The sequence below is a fragment of the Butyricicoccus faecihominis genome (assembly GCF_024462775.1).
Classification (GTDB): Bacteria; Bacillota; Clostridia; order Oscillospirales; family Butyricicoccaceae; genus Agathobaculum; species Agathobaculum faecihominis_A.
Genome location: NZ_JANGCE010000016.1, coordinates 1 through 22,707 on the forward strand (window position 1 = coordinate 1; position 22,707 = coordinate 22,707).

17 protein-coding genes are annotated in these 22,707 nt (G+C 57.8%); 4 read left to right on the plus strand and 13 right to left on the minus strand.

What is annotated here, in order from left to right:
* Positions 1 to 58: 58 nt before the first annotated feature.
* From NE562_RS09520 to ppk1, 7 genes are all read right to left on the minus strand, one after another.
* Complete coding sequence (locus NE562_RS09520; protein ID WP_280962180.1) at positions 59 to 811, minus strand: S-layer homology domain-containing protein; 753 nt, start codon at positions 809 to 811, stop codon at positions 59 to 61.
* 128 nt (positions 812 to 939) lie between these two features.
* Entirely contained in the window at positions 940 to 2,334 is a 1,395-nt protein-coding gene (locus tag NE562_RS09525; RefSeq protein ID WP_280962181.1) for an aminopeptidase, read from the minus strand.
* Positions 2,331 to 2,927 (minus strand): dephospho-CoA kinase, encoded by a 597-nt coding sequence (coaE, locus tag NE562_RS09530; protein WP_280962182.1) that lies wholly within the window; start codon positions 2,925 to 2,927, stop codon positions 2,331 to 2,333. The genes NE562_RS09525 and coaE overlap by 4 nt, the downstream gene beginning before the upstream one ends.
* A 37-nt stretch (positions 2,928 to 2,964) precedes the next feature.
* Positions 2,965 to 3,990 carry an L-threonylcarbamoyladenylate synthase gene (locus NE562_RS09535; RefSeq protein ID WP_280962183.1) on the minus strand — a complete coding sequence of 342 codons (1,026 nt, stop codon included), beginning with the start codon at positions 3,988 to 3,990 and terminating at the stop codon, positions 2,965 to 2,967.
* A 24-nt stretch (positions 3,991 to 4,014) separates the two neighbouring features.
* Positions 4,015 to 4,485 carry a hypothetical protein gene (locus tag NE562_RS09540; RefSeq protein ID WP_280962184.1) on the minus strand — a complete coding sequence of 157 codons (471 nt, stop codon included), beginning with the start codon at positions 4,483 to 4,485 and terminating at the stop codon, positions 4,015 to 4,017.
* Positions 4,486 to 4,504: 19 nt separating this feature from the next.
* Entirely contained in the window at positions 4,505 to 5,569 is a 1,065-nt protein-coding gene (gene prfA, locus NE562_RS09545) for a peptide chain release factor 1 (RefSeq protein ID WP_280962185.1), read from the minus strand.
* A gap of 49 nt (positions 5,570 to 5,618) precedes the next feature.
* The gene (gene ppk1 / locus NE562_RS09550; RefSeq protein ID WP_280962186.1) at positions 5,619 to 7,757 is read right to left on the minus strand and encodes a polyphosphate kinase 1; all 2,139 of its coding nucleotides are present in this window, start codon (positions 7,755 to 7,757) and stop codon (positions 5,619 to 5,621) included.
* 370 nt (positions 7,758 to 8,127) lie between these two features.
* Between ppk1 and NE562_RS09555 the strand changes: the two genes are divergently transcribed.
* From NE562_RS09555 to NE562_RS09565, 3 genes are all read left to right on the plus strand, one after another.
* Complete coding sequence (locus NE562_RS09555; RefSeq protein ID WP_280962248.1) at positions 8,128 to 8,679, plus strand: inorganic diphosphatase; 552 nt, start codon at positions 8,128 to 8,130, stop codon at positions 8,677 to 8,679.
* Between the two features lie 115 nt (positions 8,680 to 8,794).
* Positions 8,795 to 9,268, plus strand: a complete 474-nt coding sequence (locus tag NE562_RS09560) for an RNA polymerase sigma factor (RefSeq protein ID WP_280962187.1) — start codon at positions 8,795 to 8,797, stop codon at positions 9,266 to 9,268.
* Positions 9,265 to 10,062, plus strand: a complete 798-nt coding sequence (locus NE562_RS09565; RefSeq protein WP_280962188.1) for a hypothetical protein — start codon at positions 9,265 to 9,267, stop codon at positions 10,060 to 10,062. Before NE562_RS09560 ends, NE562_RS09565 begins: the two co-directional genes overlap by 4 nt.
* 56 nt (positions 10,063 to 10,118) lie before the next feature.
* Here NE562_RS09565 and cysS read toward each other — a convergent pair whose 3' ends face one another.
* The 4 genes from cysS to mfd all read right to left on the minus strand — a co-directional run bounded on the left by cysS (position 10,119) and on the right by mfd (position 20,142).
* A complete protein-coding gene (gene cysS / locus NE562_RS09570) occupies positions 10,119 to 11,537 on the minus strand; it encodes a cysteine--tRNA ligase (RefSeq protein WP_280962189.1) in 1,419 nt (472 codons plus the stop codon).
* 328 nt (positions 11,538 to 11,865) lie between these two features.
* Positions 11,866 to 14,901, minus strand: coding sequence for an EAL domain-containing protein (locus tag NE562_RS09575; protein ID WP_280962190.1), 3,036 nt, complete (start codon positions 14,899 to 14,901; stop codon positions 11,866 to 11,868).
* Between the two features lie 36 nt (positions 14,902 to 14,937).
* The gene (locus tag NE562_RS09580) at positions 14,938 to 16,389 is read right to left on the minus strand and encodes an extracellular solute-binding protein (protein WP_280962191.1); all 1,452 of its coding nucleotides are present in this window, start codon (positions 16,387 to 16,389) and stop codon (positions 14,938 to 14,940) included.
* A 270-nt stretch (positions 16,390 to 16,659) separates the two neighbouring features.
* Positions 16,660 to 20,142 carry a transcription-repair coupling factor gene (gene mfd, locus NE562_RS09585; protein WP_280962192.1) on the minus strand — a complete coding sequence of 1,161 codons (3,483 nt, stop codon included), beginning with the start codon at positions 20,140 to 20,142 and terminating at the stop codon, positions 16,660 to 16,662.
* A gap of 111 nt (positions 20,143 to 20,253) precedes the next feature.
* Between mfd and NE562_RS09590 the strand changes: the two genes are divergently transcribed.
* Positions 20,254 to 20,832, plus strand: coding sequence for a hypothetical protein (locus NE562_RS09590; RefSeq protein ID WP_280962193.1), 579 nt, complete (start codon positions 20,254 to 20,256; stop codon positions 20,830 to 20,832).
* A 117-nt stretch (positions 20,833 to 20,949) separates the two neighbouring features.
* On the opposite strand, the gene nifU is transcribed toward NE562_RS09590, so the two are convergent.
* Both nifU and NE562_RS09600 read right to left on the minus strand, forming a co-directional pair.
* Positions 20,950 to 21,396 carry a Fe-S cluster assembly scaffold protein NifU gene (nifU, locus tag NE562_RS09595; RefSeq protein WP_280962194.1) on the minus strand — a complete coding sequence of 149 codons (447 nt, stop codon included), beginning with the start codon at positions 21,394 to 21,396 and terminating at the stop codon, positions 20,950 to 20,952.
* Positions 21,397 to 21,415: 19 nt separating this feature from the next.
* Complete coding sequence (locus NE562_RS09600; RefSeq protein ID WP_280962195.1) at positions 21,416 to 22,651, minus strand: cysteine desulfurase family protein; 1,236 nt, start codon at positions 22,649 to 22,651, stop codon at positions 21,416 to 21,418.
* Between the last annotated feature and the right edge of the window lie 56 nt (positions 22,652 to 22,707).

A 22,707-nucleotide genomic window follows, 5' to 3' on the forward strand; every position in this document is an offset into this window, starting at 1 on the left:
TCGCTTTGCAACAGTTTTCTATTCATTTGTGAGAACTTATTTTCAGCCCCTTTTTGATTTACTTGGTAATCAATTTCAGGCCTTCGTAGGCTTTGGCCACAAAGCGCTGTTCCATATTAAACGCGATCCGCGCCATTTCCGCGCGGGTCACGTTGCCCTTGGGGTTAAAGGAGCCGTTTGCGTTGCCGCGCAGCAGATCGTTCGCAATGCAGAAGCGCACGGGCTCTACCGCAAACTTGCTGATCGAAGCGGCGTCCGTAAACTCTTCTATCGCCATGCCGGAGGATGCGTCCGCCGAGGTCGGCACCAGATACTTATAGTAGCGCTCTAACACAGCGGCCAGCTCTTCCCGGGTGATATTGGCGTTCGGGTTGATCTTGTGCTGCTCGTCGCCCTTCATAATATCGGAATAATAGCAGAAGGAAACGCCCTGCAGGAAGGGTGCGCTGATCTCATTGTAATCCGCCATTTCTTTCAGCGCGTTGCCCGCGTTCTCCACGTCGCTCACGTTGCGCAGTTTCGCGTCGCGGAAGATTGTTTCCGCAACTTCCTCACGGGTAATGGCAACCTCGGGTTCAAAGTTGACCTTGCCGCCCATAGCGGCGGACAGATCGATCAGATTGTATTTCAGCACATAGTCTACCGCCGCCTTGTACCATGCGGTATCAGCCACATCATCCGGAACGCCGGAAGAAACGGGCGCGGTCTGGTTGGGCGCAATGTCCATCTGGTCATCGGCGGCAAGCGCGGTGGCGCCCATGGACAATGCCATGACAGCGGACAGGCCGGCGGCAAGAATTCTTTTTTTCATCGGTATCGATCTCCTTTTTTGTCAGAGGGAATGAGTTCCCCCATACTTCGACACCATTATACTCTTTTTCAGCCTTGCTGACGAGTAGACCGTACAGAAATATCAGTTTATCACATAAAAAGCAGACTTTAATCCTTATAAAACGCTCCAAAGCCCTTATATGCCATATAAAGGTCCAGCTTGGCGATTAGCTCGAACGGCGCGTGCATGGAGAGAACGGGCACGCCTGCGTCCACCGTATCGATGTTGCGATTGGCCAGATACATGGCGACCGTGCCGCCGCCGCCCTGATCGACGCGGCCAAGCTGGCCGGTCTGCCAGATGATATCGGACTTATCAAAAATGCAGCGGATACGGGCCATCAGCTCGGCCGTCGCATCCGATGTGCCGGATTTACCGCGCGCGCCCGTGTATTTTACCAGCGCGAAGCCGCAGTTGGCGCGCGCGTCGTTCCGTTTTTCCGAAACTTCCGGGAAATTCGGATCGAAGGCGTTGCACACATCCGCCGAAAGGCAGATAGAGTTTTCATAGCATTCCTCGGGCAATACCTCTTGCGCGCGGCAAAGATCGGCCATAAAGGTGTCAAACGCGCGGGACTGCATGCCCGTTACGCCGTCCGAGCCGGTTTCTTCCTTATCCACCAGCAGCGCGACGCAGGTGTGCGCGGGCGTGCCCTTGAGATCGAGCAGCGCTGTCGCCGCCGTATAAGAGCAAACGCGGTCGTCATGACCGTAAGCGCCGATGAACGAACGGTCGAAACCGATATCGCAGGCTTGGAAGGCGGGTACACAGCACAGCTCCGCCGAAAGGAAATCGGCTTCCGTCATGCCGTATTCATGGTTCAAATGCTCCATCACCGCGAGCTTTACCTTTTCGGTCACCTTTTCATCCTCGGTTTCGGACGGGACAGAGCCGATCAGAATGTTCAATCCCTCGCCCTTAACGATCTCGGTGGCCTTTTTGGCCATTTGCTCGCTGGCAAGATGGGGCAGCAGATCGGTAATGACGAATTTCGGATCGTTCGGCCCGCTGCCGACGCGGATATTGACCGTTTTGACGCGGCCATTGTGGCAAACGCAGACAACGCCGCGCAGCTCCAGCGGGATGGCGGTCCACTGGTACTTTTTGATGCCGCCGTAATAATGGGTTTTGAAATAGGCCATGCCGCTGTCTTCATAGAGCGGCACGGTGCGGATATCGACCCGGGGCGCGTCCAAATGCGCGGCAGTCAGCCGCACGCCGTCCTTTAGGCTCTTTTTGCCGATTACGGCAAGCGTTACGCCCTTATTGCGGTTGACGCGGTACAGGCGGTCGCCCGCGGCAACGGCTTCGCCGCGCGTATAGGCGCGAAAGCCCTTGCTTTCCGCCATGCGGACAAGCTCCGTCACAGCGTCGCGTTCGGTTTTGCCTTCGTCCAAAAAGGCTTTGTAACCCTCGGCATAGGTCTGCATGGCGGTCTTGTCGCTTCGGGTCAGGCGGTCAAAACCGGCTTTTTTGTCGTAGAACAGGTCTTCTGCTTTCATATTGCATTCTCCTTTAGTAAGGTGTCGTATAGCTGCTTTGTTTGGCGGCGCAGGTTTTCCAGATCGCCGCTGTTATCGATCAGATAGTCGCAGCGCGCGCGGTAATATGCATCATCCGGCTGGGCGTCGATGCGGGCGCGGGCGGCTGTTTCGGATAATCCGTCGCGCGCCATGATGCGTTCCACGCGGGTTTCCCGCCCTGCGATCACACCGATCACGCGCTCGCACAGTACTTCCGCGCCGGTCTCAAACAGGGTCGGCGCGTCGTACAGCACAATGGGATGGTCGGAAAAGGACTCCAGCGCTTGGATCGAAGCGGCGCGGATATAGGGCGTGGTAATATCGTTGAGCAACGCCAACTGATCCGGGTCGGCAAAGACGATACGCGCGAGAGCGGGGCGGTCGAGCGCGCCGTTTGGCAACAAAATATCGCCAAAGGCGGATTGCAGCGCGTCCAGCATGGCGGTATCCGATTCACACAGACGGCGGTAAACCGCGTCCGCGTCCACCGAGGCGGCGCCCAGCTCGCAGAGCAGACCGGCAACCGTGCCCTTTCCCGTACCGCTTCCGCCTGTTAATCCTATTATTTTCATTGTAACCAGTCCTTTTAGGGATATGCGGAACAAAAATTTAAAGCTCGATGATATGGAAGCCGGCGGCTTTTTTGATGCGGTTGGAAACCGCGAGTCCCAAGCCCTCGTCCGATGGGCACTGTGCCCAAATCGTATGTACATCGGTTTCATCAAACGCGCGCAGCGCGTCAAAAACCTCGCGCGCCTGCGTGGGAAGATCGTCCGACCGGCCGAAGGAAACAACGAAAAGCCCTGCAAATGCGGCCGCGCATTCGTCAAAGCATAATACGCCGTCCGCCCGCGCCGCATGCGCGAGAATATAGGCGGCGCTTTCCGCCGGCGCGCCGCGCACAGCGGTCACAGGCGCTTTGGGCGCGTAATGACGGTATTTCATGCCAGGCGCGGAAACGCGCGTATCATCGCTTATTTTTTCGTAAAGCGCGCGGTCCACTTCCACTTCGCCCAGCACGGTATCCAACTGTTCAAGCGTTATGCCGCCCGGACGGAGCAAGCGCGGCTTTTCTCCAGCGAGCGAAACAACGGTCGATTCCACGCCGACGCCGCAAGCGCCGCCGTCCAAAATAGCGGCAATCTTTCCGTCCATATCGTTCAAAACATGCTCCGCCGTTGTGGTGGAGGGCCGCCCCGAGGTATTGGCGCTGGGCGCGGCCAGCGGAACGCCCGCCGCGCGGATCAATTCGCGCGCCACTGGGTGCGAGGGCAGGCGGATACCCACCGTGTCCAGCCCGCAGGAGACCTCGTTCGGGATACAATCCCCCTTGGGCACGATCATGGTCAGCGGGCCGGGCCAAAAGGCCTCCGCCAAACGGGCCGCGCTATCTGGCACATGGGGGCACAGATCGTAGATCTGCTGAAAATCCGCGATATGGACGATCAGCGGATTATCCTGCGGCCGGCCTTTGGCACGGAAGATTTTTTCCACTGCCGCGCCATTCAGCGCGTTTGCCGCCAGTCCATACACCGTTTCTGTGGGCATACCCACCACTTCGCCCGCTTTTATCAGAGTAGCGGCGGTTTGCATTGCGGTTTTATCGGATTGTGGGGAAAGTATAACGGTTTTCATTAAATTTACACTTCCAAATAATAATTAATGCTCTGGAATGATTTCGTAAGTGGTGATAATTCCCTGATTTAAATGAAAATCAAGTGTGGATTCATCGAAGGGCTGATCAATGATGTAGCTGAGCAGATCGTCGGTATGAATATAATCAGGCGTGCCAAGCAAAGCAAGCGCATCTTCCTCGGTCAAACCAATGATGTTTGTTGATTGGAGTAGATCGTCCACCATAAAGTGTCGTTCAACGGCTTCCGTTTTGGCCCAGTTTTCTGCTGAAAATTTTCGCGGAATGCCAATGCCCAGATCAAAAAAGTTATTGGACTGATAAATTGCGATAGCAAAAAGAGCGACACTGATCAACATCCAAGATTTATGGCGCATTTTTTTCTTGGAAAGACAGTAAAAACAAAAGATCGCAAAGGCGACGCTCGCGAAAATGAAAAGGATACCGGTATCCACCAACAAAAATCGAGCCAAAATGAGAAAATTTACGATGATCATCCGCCTCCTATTTCTGTATTTACATTTCGCCCTGCGCGCGCAGCTTTTCGGCGGTGTCGGCGGCAATCAGCGCGTCCAGCACCTCGTCCATGTCGCCGTTCAAAAACTGATCGAGCTTATAAAGCGTCAGTTTGATGCGGTGATCGCTCACGCGATTCTCCGGGAAATTATAGGTACGGATACGCTCAGACCGGTCGCCCGTGCCGACCTGACTTTTGCGGTCAGCCGCGATGGCGGCGTTTTGCTTTTCCACCTCGGCTTCATACAGCCGGGAACGGAGCACGCGCATGGCCTTGTCCCGGTTTTTATGCTGGCTGCGCTCATCCTGACATTCGACCACGGTGTTGGTCGGGATGTGGGTGATGCGGATGGCCGAGCTTGTTTTATTGATATGCTGGCCGCCCGCGCCGCTGGAACGGAAGGTATCGACGCGCAGATCGCCCGGATCGAGATAAAAGTCCACCTCTTCGGCTTCGGGCAGCACGGCCACCGTCGTGGTGGAGGTGTGCACGCGGCCTTGGCTTTCGGTTTCGGGCACGCGCTGCACACGGTGCACGCCGGATTCAAATTTAAGCCGCGAATAGACTTTTTCACCCGCGACCCGGAATATGATCTCCTTATAGCCGCCAAGCTCGGTCTCGTTCGCGCTCATGATCTCGGTTTCCCAGCCGCGCCGCGCCGCGTACATGGTGTACATGCGGTACAGGTCGCCCGCGAACAGGGCGGATTCCTCACCGCCCGCGCCGCCGCGGATCTCAACGAAAATATTCTTTTCATCGTTCGGGTCGCGCGGCAATAACAGCAGTTTCAGCTCGTTTTCCAGCAGGGCCACGTCGTTTTTCGCGGTAGCCAGTTCTTCCTGAGCCAGCTCCCTCATATCGGGGTCGTTCAGCAGCTCGGTCGCTTCCTCTATGGCTGTGTGCGCGGCCTGATATTTTCGGTACGCGGTCACGATGGGTTCCAGATCGCCGCGTTCCTTGAGGAGCTTCGCGGCCCGCGCCGGGTCGTCGTACAGGTCAGGCGCGGAAAGGCGCGCCTCGAGCTCGTCGAGTCGCGCCGCAAGGGCTTCTATTTTTTCAAACATGGTTGTTTCCTCTCTAAAAAGGGGATATGAGCCGCCGGAGGGGAAGCGTTTACTCCTCCACCTTGCCCAGCAGCTTATTGAAGAATTTACGCCATCCGGCGGGTTCGGGTGCGCTTCGTTCGGGCTGGTTGTGCGCGTTTTCCATGGCTTCACGCATGAGTTGGACCTGCGCGCTCGTCGGACCAAGGGAAGTGGCGGGCTTTTTGATATAGCCGCCGTCCGGCTGGAGCAGGCGGGCCTTGACGGTGTCCTCGCGCATGGCGCGCAGAACGCCGTGCAGACGGGCGCGCACCTCGGGCGAATCGATGGGGCAGGCGATCTCGACGCGGCGCTCAGTGTTGCGAGTCATCAAATCGGCGGAGGAAATATACATTTTCTCCGCGTCGTCGCGGCCGAATACAAAGATGCGCGAATGCTCCAAATAACGGCCCACGATGCTGGTCACGGTGATGCGGTCGGTCTTGCCGGGCACGCCGGGCAGCAGACAGCAGATGCCGCGCACGATCATTTCCACGGTTACGCCCGCGCACGAGGCTTCCCGCAGCTTGGCGATGATGTCGATATCGGTCAGCGAATTGAACTTTAAGAGAATATAGCCGTCGCCGCCGCGCGCGATCTGTTCGTCGATCAGCCCCAGTATGCGCGGTTTAAAGCCGTTCGGCGCGACAAGCAGGCGGTCGTACCGCCCTTCCAGATTGCCGAGCGCCATATTGTTGAAAAACGTGTTCGCATCCACGCCGATGGATTCGGACGAGGTGACGAGGGACACATCGGTATAGAGCGTCGCGGTTTTTTCGTTGTAGTTGCCCGTGCCGACCTGCGTGATATAACGGACCGCGCCTTTTTCGCGCCGGGTGATCAGGCATATTTTAGAGTGTACCTTGTAATCCTCAAAGCCGTAGATGATTTTGCAGCCGGCTTCCTCCAAGCGCTCGGACCAGTCAATATTGTTCTGTTCGTCAAACCGGGCGCGCAGCTCGATCAGCGCGGTCACGTCCTTGCCGTTTTCGGCGGCGGCGCACAGGTATTCGACCAGCTTTGCCTTGCGCGCGATGCGGTAGATCGTAATGCGGATGGAAACAACGGCGGGGTCGTTCGCGGCCTCGCGGATCATCTGCAAAAACGGCTCCATCGATTCATAGGGATAGGAAAGCAGGATATCGCGCCGGAGCGCCTGCTTTAAAAGGCTTTGGCCCGCGGGCAGCATGGCGGGCTGCTGGGGCGAAAACGGCGGATCGGACAGGGCGGCGCGGCGCGTGGAGGAAAGGCAGTCGCCCAGCGTATCGGCATAATCCATTTTCAGCGGCGCGGTGCGCGAAATGAAGATCTGGTTATCCGTCACATCCAACCGGCGGCGGAAATACTCGGTAAAATGGTCGCTGATGGGACGTGAAATCTCGACCCGGACCACCGCAAGGCGGCGGCGCTGGCGCAGCAGCTTCTCCATTTTTTTGCGAAAATCCGTTTCGTATTCAAAGGCTTCGTCGTCCGGGTTGATATCTGCGTTGCGGGTGACGCAGAACACGGTTTTTTCCAGCACATCGTACATTTCAAACACATGGCCGGCGTATTCAAGCAAAATAGCTTCGATCGGCACGTAACGGGTCTTGCTGTCCGGCATAAACACCAGCGTGGGCAGCGAGGCGGGCACGGGCAGCAGGCCAAGCACCTCGTTCTTTTTACGGCTGAGCAGCGCGCCGATATGCAGCACCTTGCCTTCCAGATGGGGGAAGGGATGGTGCCCGTCGACGATCTGCGGGGACAGAACGGGCGCGACCACATTTTTAAAGTACTGCTTGATAAACTTCTGCTCGTGCGGCACAAGGTCGGCGATATCAAGGCGTTCCAGCCCTTCGTCCCTCAAACGTGTCTCAACGTCGGCAAACGCGCGGTCGCGCCGTTCGTACAGCGGGGGTACGGCGGCGTAAATACGGCGCAGCTGCTCCTTGGCGGTCATACCGGATTTGTTATCGATCCCGTTTTTGTCCACAGCGGCCATGTCGCATAGGCTGCCGACGCGGATCATAAAAAATTCATCCAGATTGCTGGTGAAAATCGCAAGAAATTTGACCCGCTCAAGCAGCGGCACGGTCTCATCCTCCGCCTCGGCGAGTACGCGCGCGTTGAACTGCAGCCAAGAGAGCTCGCGGTTCTGCGTGAAGCCCTGATCCCATATCACATCCGGCATGTCTGATCCCCCTCTATGCAGCGGTATATCTTTATTATACCACAGCGGCAAGCATTTTCGAAGTGTTAAAACACGCTTATGCGCCGCTGATGGTATAATGAATTTGATCCGGGTATAATAGCCGTTTTACGGCTATTATACCACAGCGGCTGAGAAAAAAAAGGTCCCATCAGCCCATTGGGCGCCGCTGGTTGTAAAATTTTATACGCCATCATAATAGCTGTCTTACGGATATTATATCGCATTTCTCCATGGTAACAATGAGTTTTTTGTAAAAAGAACGGAAAAACCTTTTTGCCAGCTCTATTGCGGCGGCAGTTAGAATCTGCTAAACTAGGCTTACCAGAGAAAGAAGAAGGGAATGAAACGCATGCGAAACATTTGGCACGACATCGATCCCCGCTATGTGACGCCCGATAAATTCGTGGCCGTCATCGAGATCCCCGCATACAGCAAAAAGAAGTATGAGCTGGATAAGGAAACCGGGCTGCTGCGGCTCGACCGTATCCTCTATACCTCGACCCATTATCCTGCCAATTACGGCTTTATTCCCCGCACCTACGCGGACGACGGCGATCCGCTCGATGTGCTGGTGCTCTGTTCGGAAACGCTCGATCCGCTGATCGAAGTGACCTGTTACCCCATCGGGGTCATTCGCATGATCGATTCCGACGAGGTGGACGATAAGATCATCGCCATCCCCTGTGAAGACCCAAACTGGAACTATTACCATGATATCGATCAGCTGCCGCCCCATTACGCCAACGAGATCGCGCACTTTTTCGAGGTGTACAAGGGTCTGGAGCACAAGCAGACCACCACCTCGGACGCGCTGCCCCGCGACGACGCGGTCAAGGTGATCGAGGATTGCCTTGAGCGCTATCAGGTGCATTTTTGCGGCAAGCGCCCGGAAAGAGACTGAAAAAGAGCCTATCGCTTGTAAAAAGGCGATAGGTTCTTTGTTTGCAAAATTTTTTTGGATTGCGTGGGAAATATCGGGCCTGTCAAACGTGTTGTAGGTGAAAGGAGTTGAGCATGTGTGTTCGTCCGGTACCAATGAATACATTTGCCGCATCGTCGACCGGTATAGCCGTATGCTGCATAAGCTGGCCCTTACGCGGCTTTCACCCACGGATGCGGAGGACGTTGTGCAAGAAGTTCTGATCAAGCTGATGACAACGCTTCCCAAGTTCCGCGATGAGGAGCATGAAAAGGCATGGCTGATCCGTGCGACGATGAACCGCGCCTGCGATTTTCGCCGCGCGGCGGCCAAAGCCACCGTTCCGATCGACCAGCTTGAACTGCCGGCCCGGGAAGACGAAGCCCAGCTTCTTTCCGCTGTGCGCACCTTGCCCGGCAAATACAGCGCTGTCATCCATCTGTACTATTACGAAGGCTATTCCATTAAGGAAATAGCGAAATTATTGAGACTGCCTGCATCAACCGTGGGGTCCCGCTTGGCACGAGGCCGGGCCAGACTGAAAGAAATCATAAAGGAGGACTTCGAATGAACCGCGAAAAATACCGCGCCGCCCTGAACGCCACAGAGCTGAGGGAGGACTTTCGTAAGGAAACCATTGAGAAGCTCACACGTGTGACAGGCGGGCGAACGGAAAAGGAGATCGAATTGATGAAAACCAGACGTTCTTTAAAGCATACCATCGCGGCCACCGCGGCGGCGGCCGCCCTAATCGTTTCGGCAGCGGCGGCGGCGACGCTGCTCAGTCCGAATCAGGTAGCGGGGGAGCTGTCCGATTCCACGCTGCAATCGGCCTTTGATAGCGTGGGCGCGACCCGGATCGACCAAAGCGTGCAATCAGAAGGATATACCTTTACGCTTGCCGGCATGGTGAGCGGCGCGGGACTATCGGATTATGCACAGGAAGTGGACGAGGAGCGCACGTATGTGGTCGCCTCGATCGCGCGTACGGACGGCGCGGCGATGGGCGATCCTGCAAATAATCTGAACACGGTATTCACGCCGCTGGTCTCGGGCTATTTACCGTGGCAGGTCAACGCATGGACGCTGGGCGGCTCCGCCGCGTCCTTTACAAAGGACGGCGTGGCGTATTATCTGTTTGACTGCGCAAATCTGGAGGTTTTTGCCGACCACACCGTGTATCTGGCCGCATATGAGGGTGATGCGCCCTCCAACAAGGAATTTCAAATGCATGAGGACGGGACCATTTCGTTCACAAACGATATCAAGGGCCCGCACGCCCTGTTCACGATCCCGCTGGACCCGGCCAAAGCCGACCCGGCGGCGGCCGAGCAAATGCTGCGCGAGATTGGACTCGTGGAATAAGCACGTGATAAAAAAAGCGCCTATTGCTTATTGGAAGCAATAGGCGCTTTTTTATATTATTCCCTCGTCCACTGCGTGCCTTGGCGGGTGTCCTTAATGGTAACGCCCATATCGGACAGTTCGCCGCGGATGCGGTCGGCTTCGGCAAAATCCTTATTTTTCTTTGCTTCCGCGCGCGCGGCGATCAGCGCTTCGATCTTCTCCGCGTCCGGGTCGGCGGCGGCGTCCTCGCGCTTTTGCGCAATGTTCAGTACGCCGGTCAGTTCCATAAACAGGGCGTGCGCGGCCTGCAAAAACGCGCGGGTGGCGTCCTGATGCGCGCCCGTGTAGGCGTTGATCTCGCGCGTGAGCTCAAATACGGCGGAAAGCGCGTCGGCCGTGTTCAGGTCGTCGTCCATCGCGTCGATAAACTTTTGCTTGTAGGCGGAAAGCGCGGTCAGCTTTTCGGTTTCATCGGCGGTCATGGCGTCTCCGGCGGCTTTTTGGATGCGGAACTCCAAATTATTCCGCGCCTCGTACAGGCGGGCGAGCGAGGCCTTGTTCATATTCAGCGAATCGACCGAATAGTTCAGCGGCGTACGGTAGTGGGCGGAAAGCATGAACATGCGGATGGTCTCATAGCCAAATTCCTTCGCGGCGTCGCGCACCATAAAGAAGTTGCCCTTGGATTTGGACATTTTCTCATTATCGATGGTCAGGAAGCCGTTGTGCAGCCAGTAGCGCGCAAAATCGCAGCCGTTGGCGCATTCGGACTGGGCGATCTCGTTTTCATGGTGCGGGAAGATCAGGTCAAGCCCGCCGGAGTGGATGTCGATCGTCGGGCCGAGGTACTTGGTCGCCATGGCCGAGCATTCGATATGCCAGCCCGGACGGCCCTTGGAGCCCCACGGCGTGTCCCACGCGGGCTCGCCGGGCTTGGCGGCCTTCCAGACCGCGAAATCCATGGGGTCTTCCTTGGTTTCGCCAACCGAGATACGCGCGCCGGCCTGTAAGTCCTCCATCGGCTGGTGGCACAGCTTGCCGTAGCCGGGATCGGATTTCACGCGGAAGTATACATCGCCGTTATCGGCCAGATAGGCGTGGCCGTTATCTAGCAGTTTCTGTACGATGTCGATGATCGCGTCCATGGTCTCGGTCGCGCGCGGGTGGTAGGTCGCGCGGCCAATGCCGAGGCCCTCCGCGTCGACGTAGTATTCCTTGATATACCGCTCCGCGATGGTGTTGAAATCAACGCCTTCCTCATTGGCCTTATTGATAACCTTGTCGTCGATATCGGTAAAATTCTGCACAAAATCCACCTTGTAGCCGCGGTATTCAAAATAGCGGCGCAGGATATCGAACACAATGAACGGTCTGGCGTTGCCGACATGGAAATAGTTGTACACCGTCGGTCCGCAGGAGTACATTTTAACCTCGCCCGGGGTAAGCGGCACAAACTCCTCCTTTTGGCGCGTCAGGGTATTGAATAGTTTCATAGCAGTTCTCCTTACTTGATTCTTTATTTTATATCAATTTTTACAGTTTAATAAACATGCCGCCTCTCAAGGTTTCCCTTAAGAGGCGGCAAACATCCGTTTTCCGCGGTTCCACTCTAAGTTTCTCGCTTTTTGCCCGCTGTAACGGGCGAGACCCGCGGGGCATTGCCCCCGATGCTCGGGGACGCACGTTCGCCGTTCCCCCGCAGGGCCTTTGCAGCAAGACGGCCCCTCTCTGAAGCGGGCGAAAACGGGTACTCTTTCCCTTCTTCGCAACGATACGCTATTTTTTATTGTGAAACCAGTATAGCAAGCGCGAAGCGCAAAGTCAAGTGCGCCCATTGCCGTTAGTAGGCAGGCCGCTTTGCGCGCTGATCGAACGGACGAGCCGCACGAGCTCCTCCGGCACCAAGGGCGGCTCGAACGCCGGGCGCGCAAGAAAATAGCCCTGCACATAATCCACGCCCATGCGGATGACCGTTTCCAGCTCGGCCTTCGTTTCCACGCCCTCCGCCACCAGACGGATGCCGCGCTCACTGGCGTAGGAGATCAGGTTGCCGACGATTTTTTGTTTATCGCGGTCGATATCGATATCGCGCACAAGCGACATATCGATCTTGACGTATTCTGGCGCGAGCGTCAGCAGCACATATTCGCTGTTGTATCCGCTGCCGTAATCATCCAGCGCGAATGCGGCGTTCCAGCGCCGGTTCCAGCGGCGCTTTTCCTCCAACACGCCCTCGCGCACGCGCTCGTTTTCCGTGATCTCCACCACAAAGCGGGGCAGATAATCGGCAAAGCGCGTTTCAAACTGCTCGGAATCCTCCTGCGTGAGCAGTTGGTTGGGGATGGAGTTGATAAAGGCGCGCACGCCCGGCGCGATGCGCCCGTTTTCACAGTGCGAAACAAAGCTGCCCATGGCGCTGAACAGCGTCATGGATTCAATGCGGTTGAGCTGGCTTTCCTGCTGCGCGATCTCCAAAATGTCCTTGGGCATTTTCAGCGTTTCAAGGTCGGAGCGCATCAGCGCTTCATACGCAAAGATATCGCCGGTGCGGGTGCTGATAATCGGCTGCCAGTAATAAATCAAATGATCGCCGCCAAGCAGCAGGTTGAATTCCTCCCGGCACTTCTGCAGCCGGGTGGCCGAGCGGTAGGAAAGCATGTCGAAATCATAAAGGTCGCCCTTGCCGTTGCGTTTTACCTCGTACATGGCAAAGTCGGCATATCGCACCAGCTCGGTAAAGTCGGTCGTGTTGCGCGGATACCAGGCGATGCCGCCCGACGCGCTGATCGGGAATTTACCGCCGTCCGGCAAGGGCACGCTCTGCGTATTCAGGTTTTGCTTGAGCGCGCGGATGAGGTTGCGGATCTTTTGCTCGGAATCATAGCCGTAGAAGAAAACGAACATTTCATCGCCCGACTGGCGGCAGACCAGCGTGCCGGGCGGCGCGGAATGGATTAGGCTGTCCGCCAGACAGCGGATGTACTTATCGCCGTAATCATGGCCGTAGGTATCGTTGATGAACTTGAGATTGTCCAGATCGACCATCAAAAGCGCGGCGATGCCGAGCGATTCCGGATGGAATGTGAACAAATCGTTCATGACGCGGTGGAACGCGCGGCGGCTGAGCAGCCCGGTCAGCAAATCGTGGTCGCGTTCATGCTCCACCTTTTGCCGTTCCAGCGTGGCGGCGGTGATATCCTCGGCCAGACCGATGACGCGTTCCTCCGATTCAATGCAGCGCAGGCGCACATACACGCTGCGCGGCGTGCCCGGCATACAGAAAACGCTTTCCGTGGCGCCGTCCGACAAGGTTTCGTGCTGCTCGACATAATCGCGCAGCGAATCGAGCTTATCTCCAAATTCGTTGACGGAAAACGTGTGCGCGTCGATGTTCGGCAGGCCGAACACCATGAAGAAATCATCCGTCACGAAAAGCGCGCCGGTCTTTTTGTTGACCTCAAACCCGCCGATGCGGATACTGGCCATTTCAAGGATCTTGGTGAATTTCAGCGAGGTTTCAAACACATCGTCGCTGAGCGACTCGATCTTGCTGGTCAGCAGGTCGATCTCCTTGATATGGGTCTTTTGAAAGCGAAGGGGCTTATCCTTCGCCGCGCGTTCCAGATCGCGCGTCAGCGTGGTGACGGGTTCGGAGATCGCATAGCTGACCACGCAGACCACGGAAAGGCCCAAAACGAGCAGGATCACGCCGAGCGACAGCACGGTGCGCTGCACCGAACGGGAAAACTGGAAAATATGGTGGCTGTCCGCTATGCCGATCAAGGCCCAGCGCGTGCCGGAAAACGGCGCGTTGGAGTTATAAAGGGATAAGTACTGCACGGCCGCGTAAAGCTTTTCCGAATCGCTTTCCACACGGAACGTGTTGTTTTTGCTTTCGCCGTAAAGCGTGAGCGCGGCCGCCGCGCCGTTGACGCCTTGCGACTGGTAGGGGCCGCTCGCAAACACTGTGCGGAAATGCTCGCCGTCCTCGGTCACGGCCAGCAGATAAGAGCCGTTGGAACCGTCCAGCAGTTCGCGGTTGGGGATGACCTTGCTCAAATAGTCGAGCGTCAGCTCGATGCCGACGACCCCGTACAGGGTACCGTCCGCAAGGCGAAGCGGGACCGAATAGGAGATCGCGGAACGGCTGTCGTCCGGCAGGCGGTAGGCTTCGCTCCAATAGCCAAGATCGGACCAGCCAAGCTCCGGGTGGGAAACGGCGGTGCGGTAGGGCAGGTAAAACAGGTCGTCGTATTTATTTTGCTGCTCAAAGGTGAATTTTGTTCGCCAATCGCTGTCCGTCGCGATACCGAGCTTGTCCACCAGCGCGGTCGGCGCGCGCTTGAGCAGCAGGTCGCGATTATCGTCCGAAGCGCTCGACACGGGGTCCAGATCGCGCAGATACAGGCCGCATTTGTCCTGTACGTCGTCCTCCGAAAGGTCGTCTGTGTTTAAAATCAGAAAAGCGCCCGTGACCGAGTTTTTGCGGATCACGCTGATCAGATCCTCCGCTACCGCGCCGAGCATGACGTTATAGCTGGCTTCATCCGTGCCGATATGGGCAAGGTCTATCTGCTTGCCGTCCCGCAGCTGCTCTACCTTGCCGTTGATGGAATCAATGGTAAGGCCCAGATCGGTCCAGCCGGAGACCATTTCATTTTCCAGATACCCCTTGCGGTTTTTGACCTGCTCGCCCAAAATATCGAGCGCGTTTTGGTCAAGCTGGCGCAGCACGCCCCCAAAGAAAAGCACGCTGACCATGGCGACGATCAGAACGAGCAACAGGATACTGAGCGGGCGAAACAGCTTTTGCACAATCGAGCCGCTGCGCCGGACACGCTGTTTATGGTTGTTCATGGGAGCTGTCTCACCTGTCTTTCCCGGGGAAATACGTTATTGCACCAACGCTTCCAGCTCGGTTTTGGTGGCCTGATACCATTCTTCAAAGCGTTCATCCGTGGTAAAGCGGGCGGCGGCCTGCGCGCGCGGCGTACCCGCGTCCACCAGCTTTTGTACCTCGGCGGCGTCGGCCGCGGCGGCGTCCGTTATGGCGTATTCCAGTACATTGCGCGCTTCGGTGCCGTTTGCAAATGCCTTGGGGGTATATAGCTTATTTCCGTTTACCGTGTCGATCGCGACCGATACGATGCGGTCGACGATATCGCCGTCGCTTGTCGCACCCTGTTCGCGTATGTATTCGATGTCGTTTGCTTCCTTTTTGACCGGCAAATAGCCGGATTCGATCGAAAATTTACTGTTTCGCTGTTTATCGGTAAACCACTTGAGGAAAAGGACGGAGGCGTATTCCTCGCTCTCCTCCGCCTGCGTGACGACCATGCCCGCGCCCTGCTGCACCGCGGTGGGCTGTCCGCCCTCGAACTGCGGCGCGGGGAGCACCTCTACCTCGATCGGATACTGGTGATCGTCGTCTATGATGACGCTGCTGGGGAAAAAGGTCGCGCCGGAGGACGAACCCACAAACGAAATGACCTTGCCGGTCTTGACGTCGTCCGAGCGGAAGCGTCCGTTTGCTGCGAAATAGCCGCGCACAAACGGCACGTAGTAGTTATCCCACAGCTTGCGCACGATGTCTTCGTCAAAATGCAGGGCGGGCTTGCCGTCCTTCTGCGCGAAGATCTCCATGCCGAGCTGTTCCGCGCCGATCAGGAAGTAGTTGGCGATCGCGTCGCGGCCGAAAAAGGCCTTGCCGTCGTCCGGCTTTTCGGTCTGGCTGTCGGTCCAGTTGTAATACTGCTCCGCCAGCTCGGTCACGCCCTCGATGGTCTCGCACTGGCTCAGTTCGGCGTCGGTGGCCTTGGCGAACGCGTCCCAATCGGTCTTGTTGAGCATGAAAATTTCCGTGGATTTTGCAATCGGAAAAATCTTCAGGCTGTCGTCCGTGCTGAAACGCCCTTCCTCGATGTAGCCGTCCACATATTCGTTCAGCTCATCCTTGGTAAAATAGGGGTTCAGGTCGGCCGCGAGGCCAAGGCCGTCCACCGCGTAGGCGGTATCGGCGTAGGCCGCGAAAATATTGGGCATTTCGGCGGCGCCCACCTTTTTATTGGCGGAATCCAGCACGCTCGTTTGCAGATCGACAACGGAACCAAGGCTGGACGCTTCGACGATAATGCCTTGGTCGAGCCCTTCGGTATGGTTGAATTCCGTCACCAGCTGGTCGAACGCTTCCTGTTGGGTGCCGTTATAATAGTGCCACACGGTAACGGTGACCGGATTGTTCGGATCGAGCCGCGCGGTTTTAACCTTGTCCTTGCCGCAGCCGCTCAGCAGCAGCCCCGCGCAAAGGAGCGCGGCCAAAGCCCGTATTTTAAAACGATGAGTCATACCCTTCCTCCTCAAGAATCACCGATGGCCTTAAGAATCGATGATGATATTTTTCGATCGAAACAAAGCCCCATTTCGATCGAGCATTCCGGTTTCGGAGCGCGCCTTTCAGGCACGCGTCGAAGCCGGTTTTTCGTCAAATTGAAGCTTTGCTTCAATTCCCCATTTAATGGCGCGCTCCGGCGCGGGAGTTCTCCAATTATAGATGATACCTTATCATTATAACATGCTCATGGGTGGTGGGCAAATCTTTCCACGTGATTTTGGTTATCAGGTGTGTATGGAAACGGCCTTCTCGGCTGTTTCGGCATAGCGTTCGACCAGTTCGCCCGCCATTTCGATCGGCACCTCGCCCTTTTCCAGACGCAGGGAGACATAGGGGGTCGACCCCGCGTTGAGCAGCAGCCGCCCGCGATAGGTCTTATCGCCGCACAGGGCGGACAGGCGGCGGAAATCCGCGTCCGCAAAGGTCATGAGCAGCCGTCCGTCCGCCTGCTTGATCTCGGAAATGCCCTGCTCCGAAGCCTTGGCGCGCAATAGCGCGATATCGAGCAACGCGACCGCTTGCTCCGGCGGTTCGCCAAAGCGGTCGATCATTTCGTCCAGCATGTCGCTCTTCTGTTCCTCGGTGCGGATAAGCGCGATGCGGCGGTACAGGTCGACACGCTGGCCCGCGTCCGGCACATAGTCCGCGGGAAGGTTTGCCGAAAGCAGCAGCTCCGCCGCGCAGTCGACGCGGGCGCGCGGGGTCTCGCCCTTTTCCTCGGTCACGGCTTCTTCCAGCAGCTTGAGGTACAGGTCGTAGCCCACGCTCATCATGTGGCCCGATTGCTCCGGCCCCAGTACGTTGCCCGCGCCGCGTATCTCCAGATCGCGCATGGCGATCTTGAAGCCCGAGCCAAAGGCCGCGTATTCGCGAATGGCGGAAAGGCGTTTCTGCGCGATCTCGCTGAGGGCCTTGCCGCGCCGGTATGTCAGGTAGGCATAGGCGTGGCGGCTGGAACGGCCGACGCGGCCGCGGATCTGGTGCAGCTGCGCCAGACCCATGGCGTCCGCGTTTTCAATGATCAGCGTGTTGGCGTTGGGAATGTCGATGCCGGTCTCGATGATCGTGGTGCAGACAAGGATGTCGGTCTCGCCGTCCGCCATGGCGTTCATGGCCGAGGCGATTTCCTTTTGCGTCATTTTGCCGTGCACGATACCGACCTCGGCGTCCGGCAGGTGCTGCTTTAGGCGCAGCGCGCACCGCGCGATGGATTCAACATGGTTGTGCAGATAATACACCTGCCCGCCGCGCGAAAGCTCGCGGCGCATCGCGTCCAGCAGCACGCCTTCGTTCTGTTCCAAAACAAAGGTTTGCACGGGGTGGCGGTTTAAAGGCGGCTCTTCGATGGCCGACATATCGCGGATGCCGGAAAGCGCCATATTGAGCGTGCGCGGAATGGGCGTGGCCGAAAGCGTTAGCACGTCCACCTGCTTGGACATTTCCTTGAGCGTTTCCTTATGGCTCACGCCGAAGCGCTGCTCCTCATCCACGACCAGCAGGCCAAGGTCTTTGAATTTCAGATCCTTGCGGAACAGCTTATGCGTGCCGATGACCAGATCGATCGAACCGGCTTCCAGCTTTTGCAGAATCTTTTTCTGTTCGGAGGTCGTTTTATACCGCGTCAGCAGTTCGATGGTGATCGGATGCCCCTGAAAGCGCTGCAAAGCGGTCAGAAAATGCTGGCGGGCCAGTACGGTGGTAGGCACCAAGATCGCGGCCTGCTTGCCCGCGAGGATGCACTTCATCACCGCGCGCAGCGCGACCTCGGTCTTGCCAAAGCCAACGTCGCCGCAGAGCAGGCGGTCCATCGGCCGGTCGGATTCCATATCGCTTTTAATCTCCGCGATGCAGCGCAGCTGGTCCTCGGTCTCCTCGTAGGGGAAGGCGTCCTCAAATTCGCGCTGCCACTCGTCGTCCGGCGGGAAGGAGAACCCCTTTAGCTTGGCGCGCGCGGCGTATAGCTGGATCAGCCCCTCGGCCAGTTCCTTGGCGGCGGCCTTGGCCCGCGCCTTGGCGCGCGACCAATCCGCGCCGCCCAGCTTGTTCAGCCGGGTGCGCTCGGAATCGCCGCCGCCGATATATTTGGAGATCAGGTCTAGGCTGGTCGCGGGCACATAGAGAAAATCCGTGCCCGCGAAAGCGATCTTGATAAAATCGCGGTCGGCTCCGTCCACCTCCATGCGCTCCATGCCGACAAAGCGGCCGATGCCGTGGTGCTCGTGCACGACAAGGTCGCCCGGCGTCAAATCGGTATAGCTTTTTACCCTGTCGCGGCCCCCGCGACGGGGCGCCACCTTTTTGCGGCGGGCCAATACCTGCCCTTCGGTCATGACGACAAGGCCGGTTTCCGGGTATTCAAAGCCGGCGGATAGCGTGCCCTCTAAAATAGCGACTTGCTTGGGCTTGGGCAACAGATCGCTCAGCGCCGCCTTGACGCCCGCGCCGGAAAGCGCGTCCAGCATGTTTTTGCACCGAAGCTCGCTGCCGCACACAACGGCGACCGCTTTGCCCTGCTGGATAAAGCCCGCGATATCGGCCGCGGCCAGATCGAGGTTGCCGCCGTAGGCGTTCATTTGGCTGGCCGTAAAATTTTGCAGAACGGCCGGGGCCAGCTCGGGCACCGTGTTTAAAAAGCTGTCCAGCCGCACGATGGGGCGGCGCAGACGGCACAGACCCGCGAAATCAAGCGTGAAATCGCCGGGGTCGGGCGGCATTTCGCCGCGCTCCAAAAGGGCCGTGATATCGTCGCCCACGCGCGCGTCAAAATCCCGCGCGGCTTCATGCAGGCGGGGCGTGTCCTCAATCAGCAAAACCGCGTTTTCGGGCAGATAATCGAGCGCGGTCGTCATTTCCGGGTAAATAAGCGGCAGATATTTATCCGCGCTGGGCAGCGAGCCGGTCTCGCGCAGGCGTTCGGCGTCCCGCGCGATATGAGCGGCCAGATCGGGGTGCTTTTTGCGGCGCGTTTTCAGCAGCTGCTCGATCGCGTCCGCCAGCCCGTTCGCGCCGCCCGGGGCCAGATGCACCAGCGTTTCCATGCGCGGCAGGCAGGTAAGAGAGGAAACGTTGTCCAACCGCCGCTGGCTGCCCACGTCGAAGGTGGAGATCGAATCGATCTCGTCGTCCCAAAATTCAACGCGGAAGGGGTGCTCGGCGTTTGCCGGGAATACGTCCAAAATACCGCCGCGCACGGAGAATTGGCCCGTGCCCTCCACCTGAATGCAGCGCTCGTAGCCCGCCTCGGTCAGGCGGGCGGTCAGGCCTTCCAAAGGCGCGGTTTGCCCGGCCTCCAGCGTGAGCGTTGCGCGGCGCAGGATATCGGGCGGCAGCGTGCGCTGCAACGCAGCCGGCGCGGAGAGCACCGACAGCGGCGCATCGGCTAGGCGGCAGAGCGCCGCGATCCGTTTTTGCTCATAGCCGCGCGAAACGCCCGCCACGTTTACCATCACGAGGTCGCGGTAGGAAACGGTAAGCACGTCCCGTTCGGCAAAACCCGCGATATCCGCGGCCATGCGCGTCGCGCCCGATTCGTCCGCAGTCAGCACGGCCACCGGGCGGTTCAGGTCGAGCTGTAGGGCCGCCGCGATATGCGCCTTATGGATCGGCGAAAGACCCACCGCGAGCACCGGCGTTTGCCCGGCCTTGATCGCCGCGCGGACCTCGCGGTATTCGGCAAGCGCCGATATGCTTTTTGTTATTTCGATCATGTGTTCACCATCCCTACTGTGCGATAAGAAATAATTTGAAATATTTACTAATTCATGCTATACTGTGTTTGCCCGTTTGGGAAATTGAAAGGAACGAAGGAGATCATAACTATGCAGAAAACCATGAAGCGGCTGGCTGCCGCACTCACCGCCGCACTTCTCACCCTGAGCCTTGCCGCGTGCGGCGGCGACGCCTCAAGCAGCGCTTCGGACGCGCCGGACGTCGCCGCGCTGACCGCCTATGACGCGCCGAGCGGTACATTTTCGGTATCCATGCCCGAGATCGAGGGCGGCTGGACCACGACCGACGGCGGCAATGAGTACCATCTGGTGCTGGACAACAGTGATCGGAGCTTTACCGTGATGATCCAAGCGCTGCCGATGGAGCAGGCGCAAACCACGATCAAAGATTTGGACGGCCTGATCGATCTGTACCGTCAAACCACGCTCGGCTCGTTTGGAGACCCGACCGCCGCGGAGGTCGTGATCGGCGATCCCGCGATCGAGGGCGTCAAGTCGGACGCTTATGAAGTGGAGCAGAGCGGCCAGAAGGCCAAGGCGCTTGTCAGCTATTTCGGCACGGATAAGGCCTACTACGTGTGCATCCTGACCGGTACGGCGGACGCGTATGATGCAAACGTCAGCGCCGTACAGGCCGCGTTGACCACCTTCACCGAAAAGCAAGCATAAACCTTCCCCCATCCACGCGCTGCAAAAGACAGGCTTCGGCCTGTCTTTTTTTATGGGCGCATGCCAAAAGGGCAGATTTTGCAATCTGCCCTACTGGTATATGAATTTTTCTTGGATTTAATGCTCGTGATGATCATGCGCGTGGCACGCGGCACAGTCCATGCTGCAGCCGAGCAGCTCGGTCGGGTCCTTGCCCTGCCGCTTATAGTAGTCCGCGATCGCGGAGCGAAGCGCTTCCTCGGCCAATACCGAGCAGTGCATTTTGACCGGCGGCAGGCCGTCGAGCGCTTCGGCGACCGCCTTGTTGGTCAGCTTCAGCGCTTCCTCAAGCGTCTTGCCCTTGACCATTTCGGTCGCCATGGAGCTGGTGGCGATTGCCGCGCCGCAGCCGAAGGTCTTGAACTTGACGTCCTCGATCACGCCGTCGTCCGATACCTTGAGGTAGATCTTCATGATGTCGCCGCACTTGGCGTTGCCGACCTCGCCCACACCGTTGGCGTTTTCAATTTCACCCACGTTGCGCGGGTTGGTGAAATGGTCGAGTACCTTTTCGCTGTATTGCATACTTTTCTATCTCCTTTAATCAGTGCGCGTGCAAATCGCTTGCCGCGGTGAGATTGGGTTTGCCGTTTTCCCAAACCGGACTCATCGAACGCAGCGTGGCAATGACCTTTGTGACAGCCGCGATGATATAGTCGACGTCCTCTTCGGTGTTCTGCTCGCCAAGGGTCAGGCGCAGCGAGCCGTGGGCGATCTCGTGCTTCAGGCCGATTGCCATCAGCACGTGGCTGGGGTCCAAGGAGCCGGTCGAGCAGGCCGAGCCGGTCGAGCCGCACACGCCCTCGTTATCCAGCAGCAGAATCAGGCCTTCGCCCTCAATCGCCTCGAACACGAACGAAGCCGTGCCCGGCAGACGGTTCACCGGGTCGCCGGTAAAGTGGGTATAGGGGATTTTCATGATGCCGTCCTTCAGCCGGTCGGTCAGCCCGCGGACGTAGCGCATCTTTTCTTCCATGCCGTCTATCGCGTCGGTAATCGCGGCGGCAAGGCCGATGCAGCCCGCCGTGTTTTCCGTGCCCGATACAAGGCCGCGCTCCTGTCCGCCGCCATAGACCAGCGGCTCCAAGGCGATGCCCTTTTTCAGGTACAGCGCGCCCACGCCGCGCGGTCCGCGGAACTTATGCGCCGAAAGAGAGAGCATGTCGATGCCCATCTCCTGCACGTCGATCTTCATATGGCCAACGGCCTGCACCGCGTCCGTATGGAACACAGCGCCCGCCGCGTGCGTCAGCTCGGCGATCTCGCGCAAGGGCTGGATCGTGCCGATCTCATTGTTTGCCGCCATAATGGTGACAAGCGCGGTATCCTTGGAAAGCGCGTTTTTCAGCTGCTCCAAATCGATATGGCCCTCGTTATCCACATCGAGGTAGGTCACGGTGAAGCCTTCCTTTTCAAGCGCCTCGCAGGTGTATAAAACGGCGTGATGCTCGATCTTGGAGGTGATCAGGTGTTTTCTTCCCTTGGCGCCGGGGCCGTGCATGAAGCCGCGGATGGCGAGGTTGTCCGCCTGCGAACCGCCGCCGGTGAAGATGATCTCGCCGGGGGCGAAATCATTTTGCTCATTGACCGGGAAGGCCGCGTTCAGCGCCCGGCCGACCTGTATGCGCGCTTCGTTCAGCGCTTCCTTGGCCGCGCGGCCGATGCGGTAAAGCGAAGAGGGGTTGCCGTAATATTCGGTCAGCCACGGCTTCATCGCTTCAAAGGCGTGCGTGGAGAGCGGCGTGGTTGCCGCGTTATCTGCATAAACAAATTTTTTCATGGCGTTTCTGCCTTTCTAACACTAAAAAAGCTTGGTTTTTTACCTCTTTAAATATA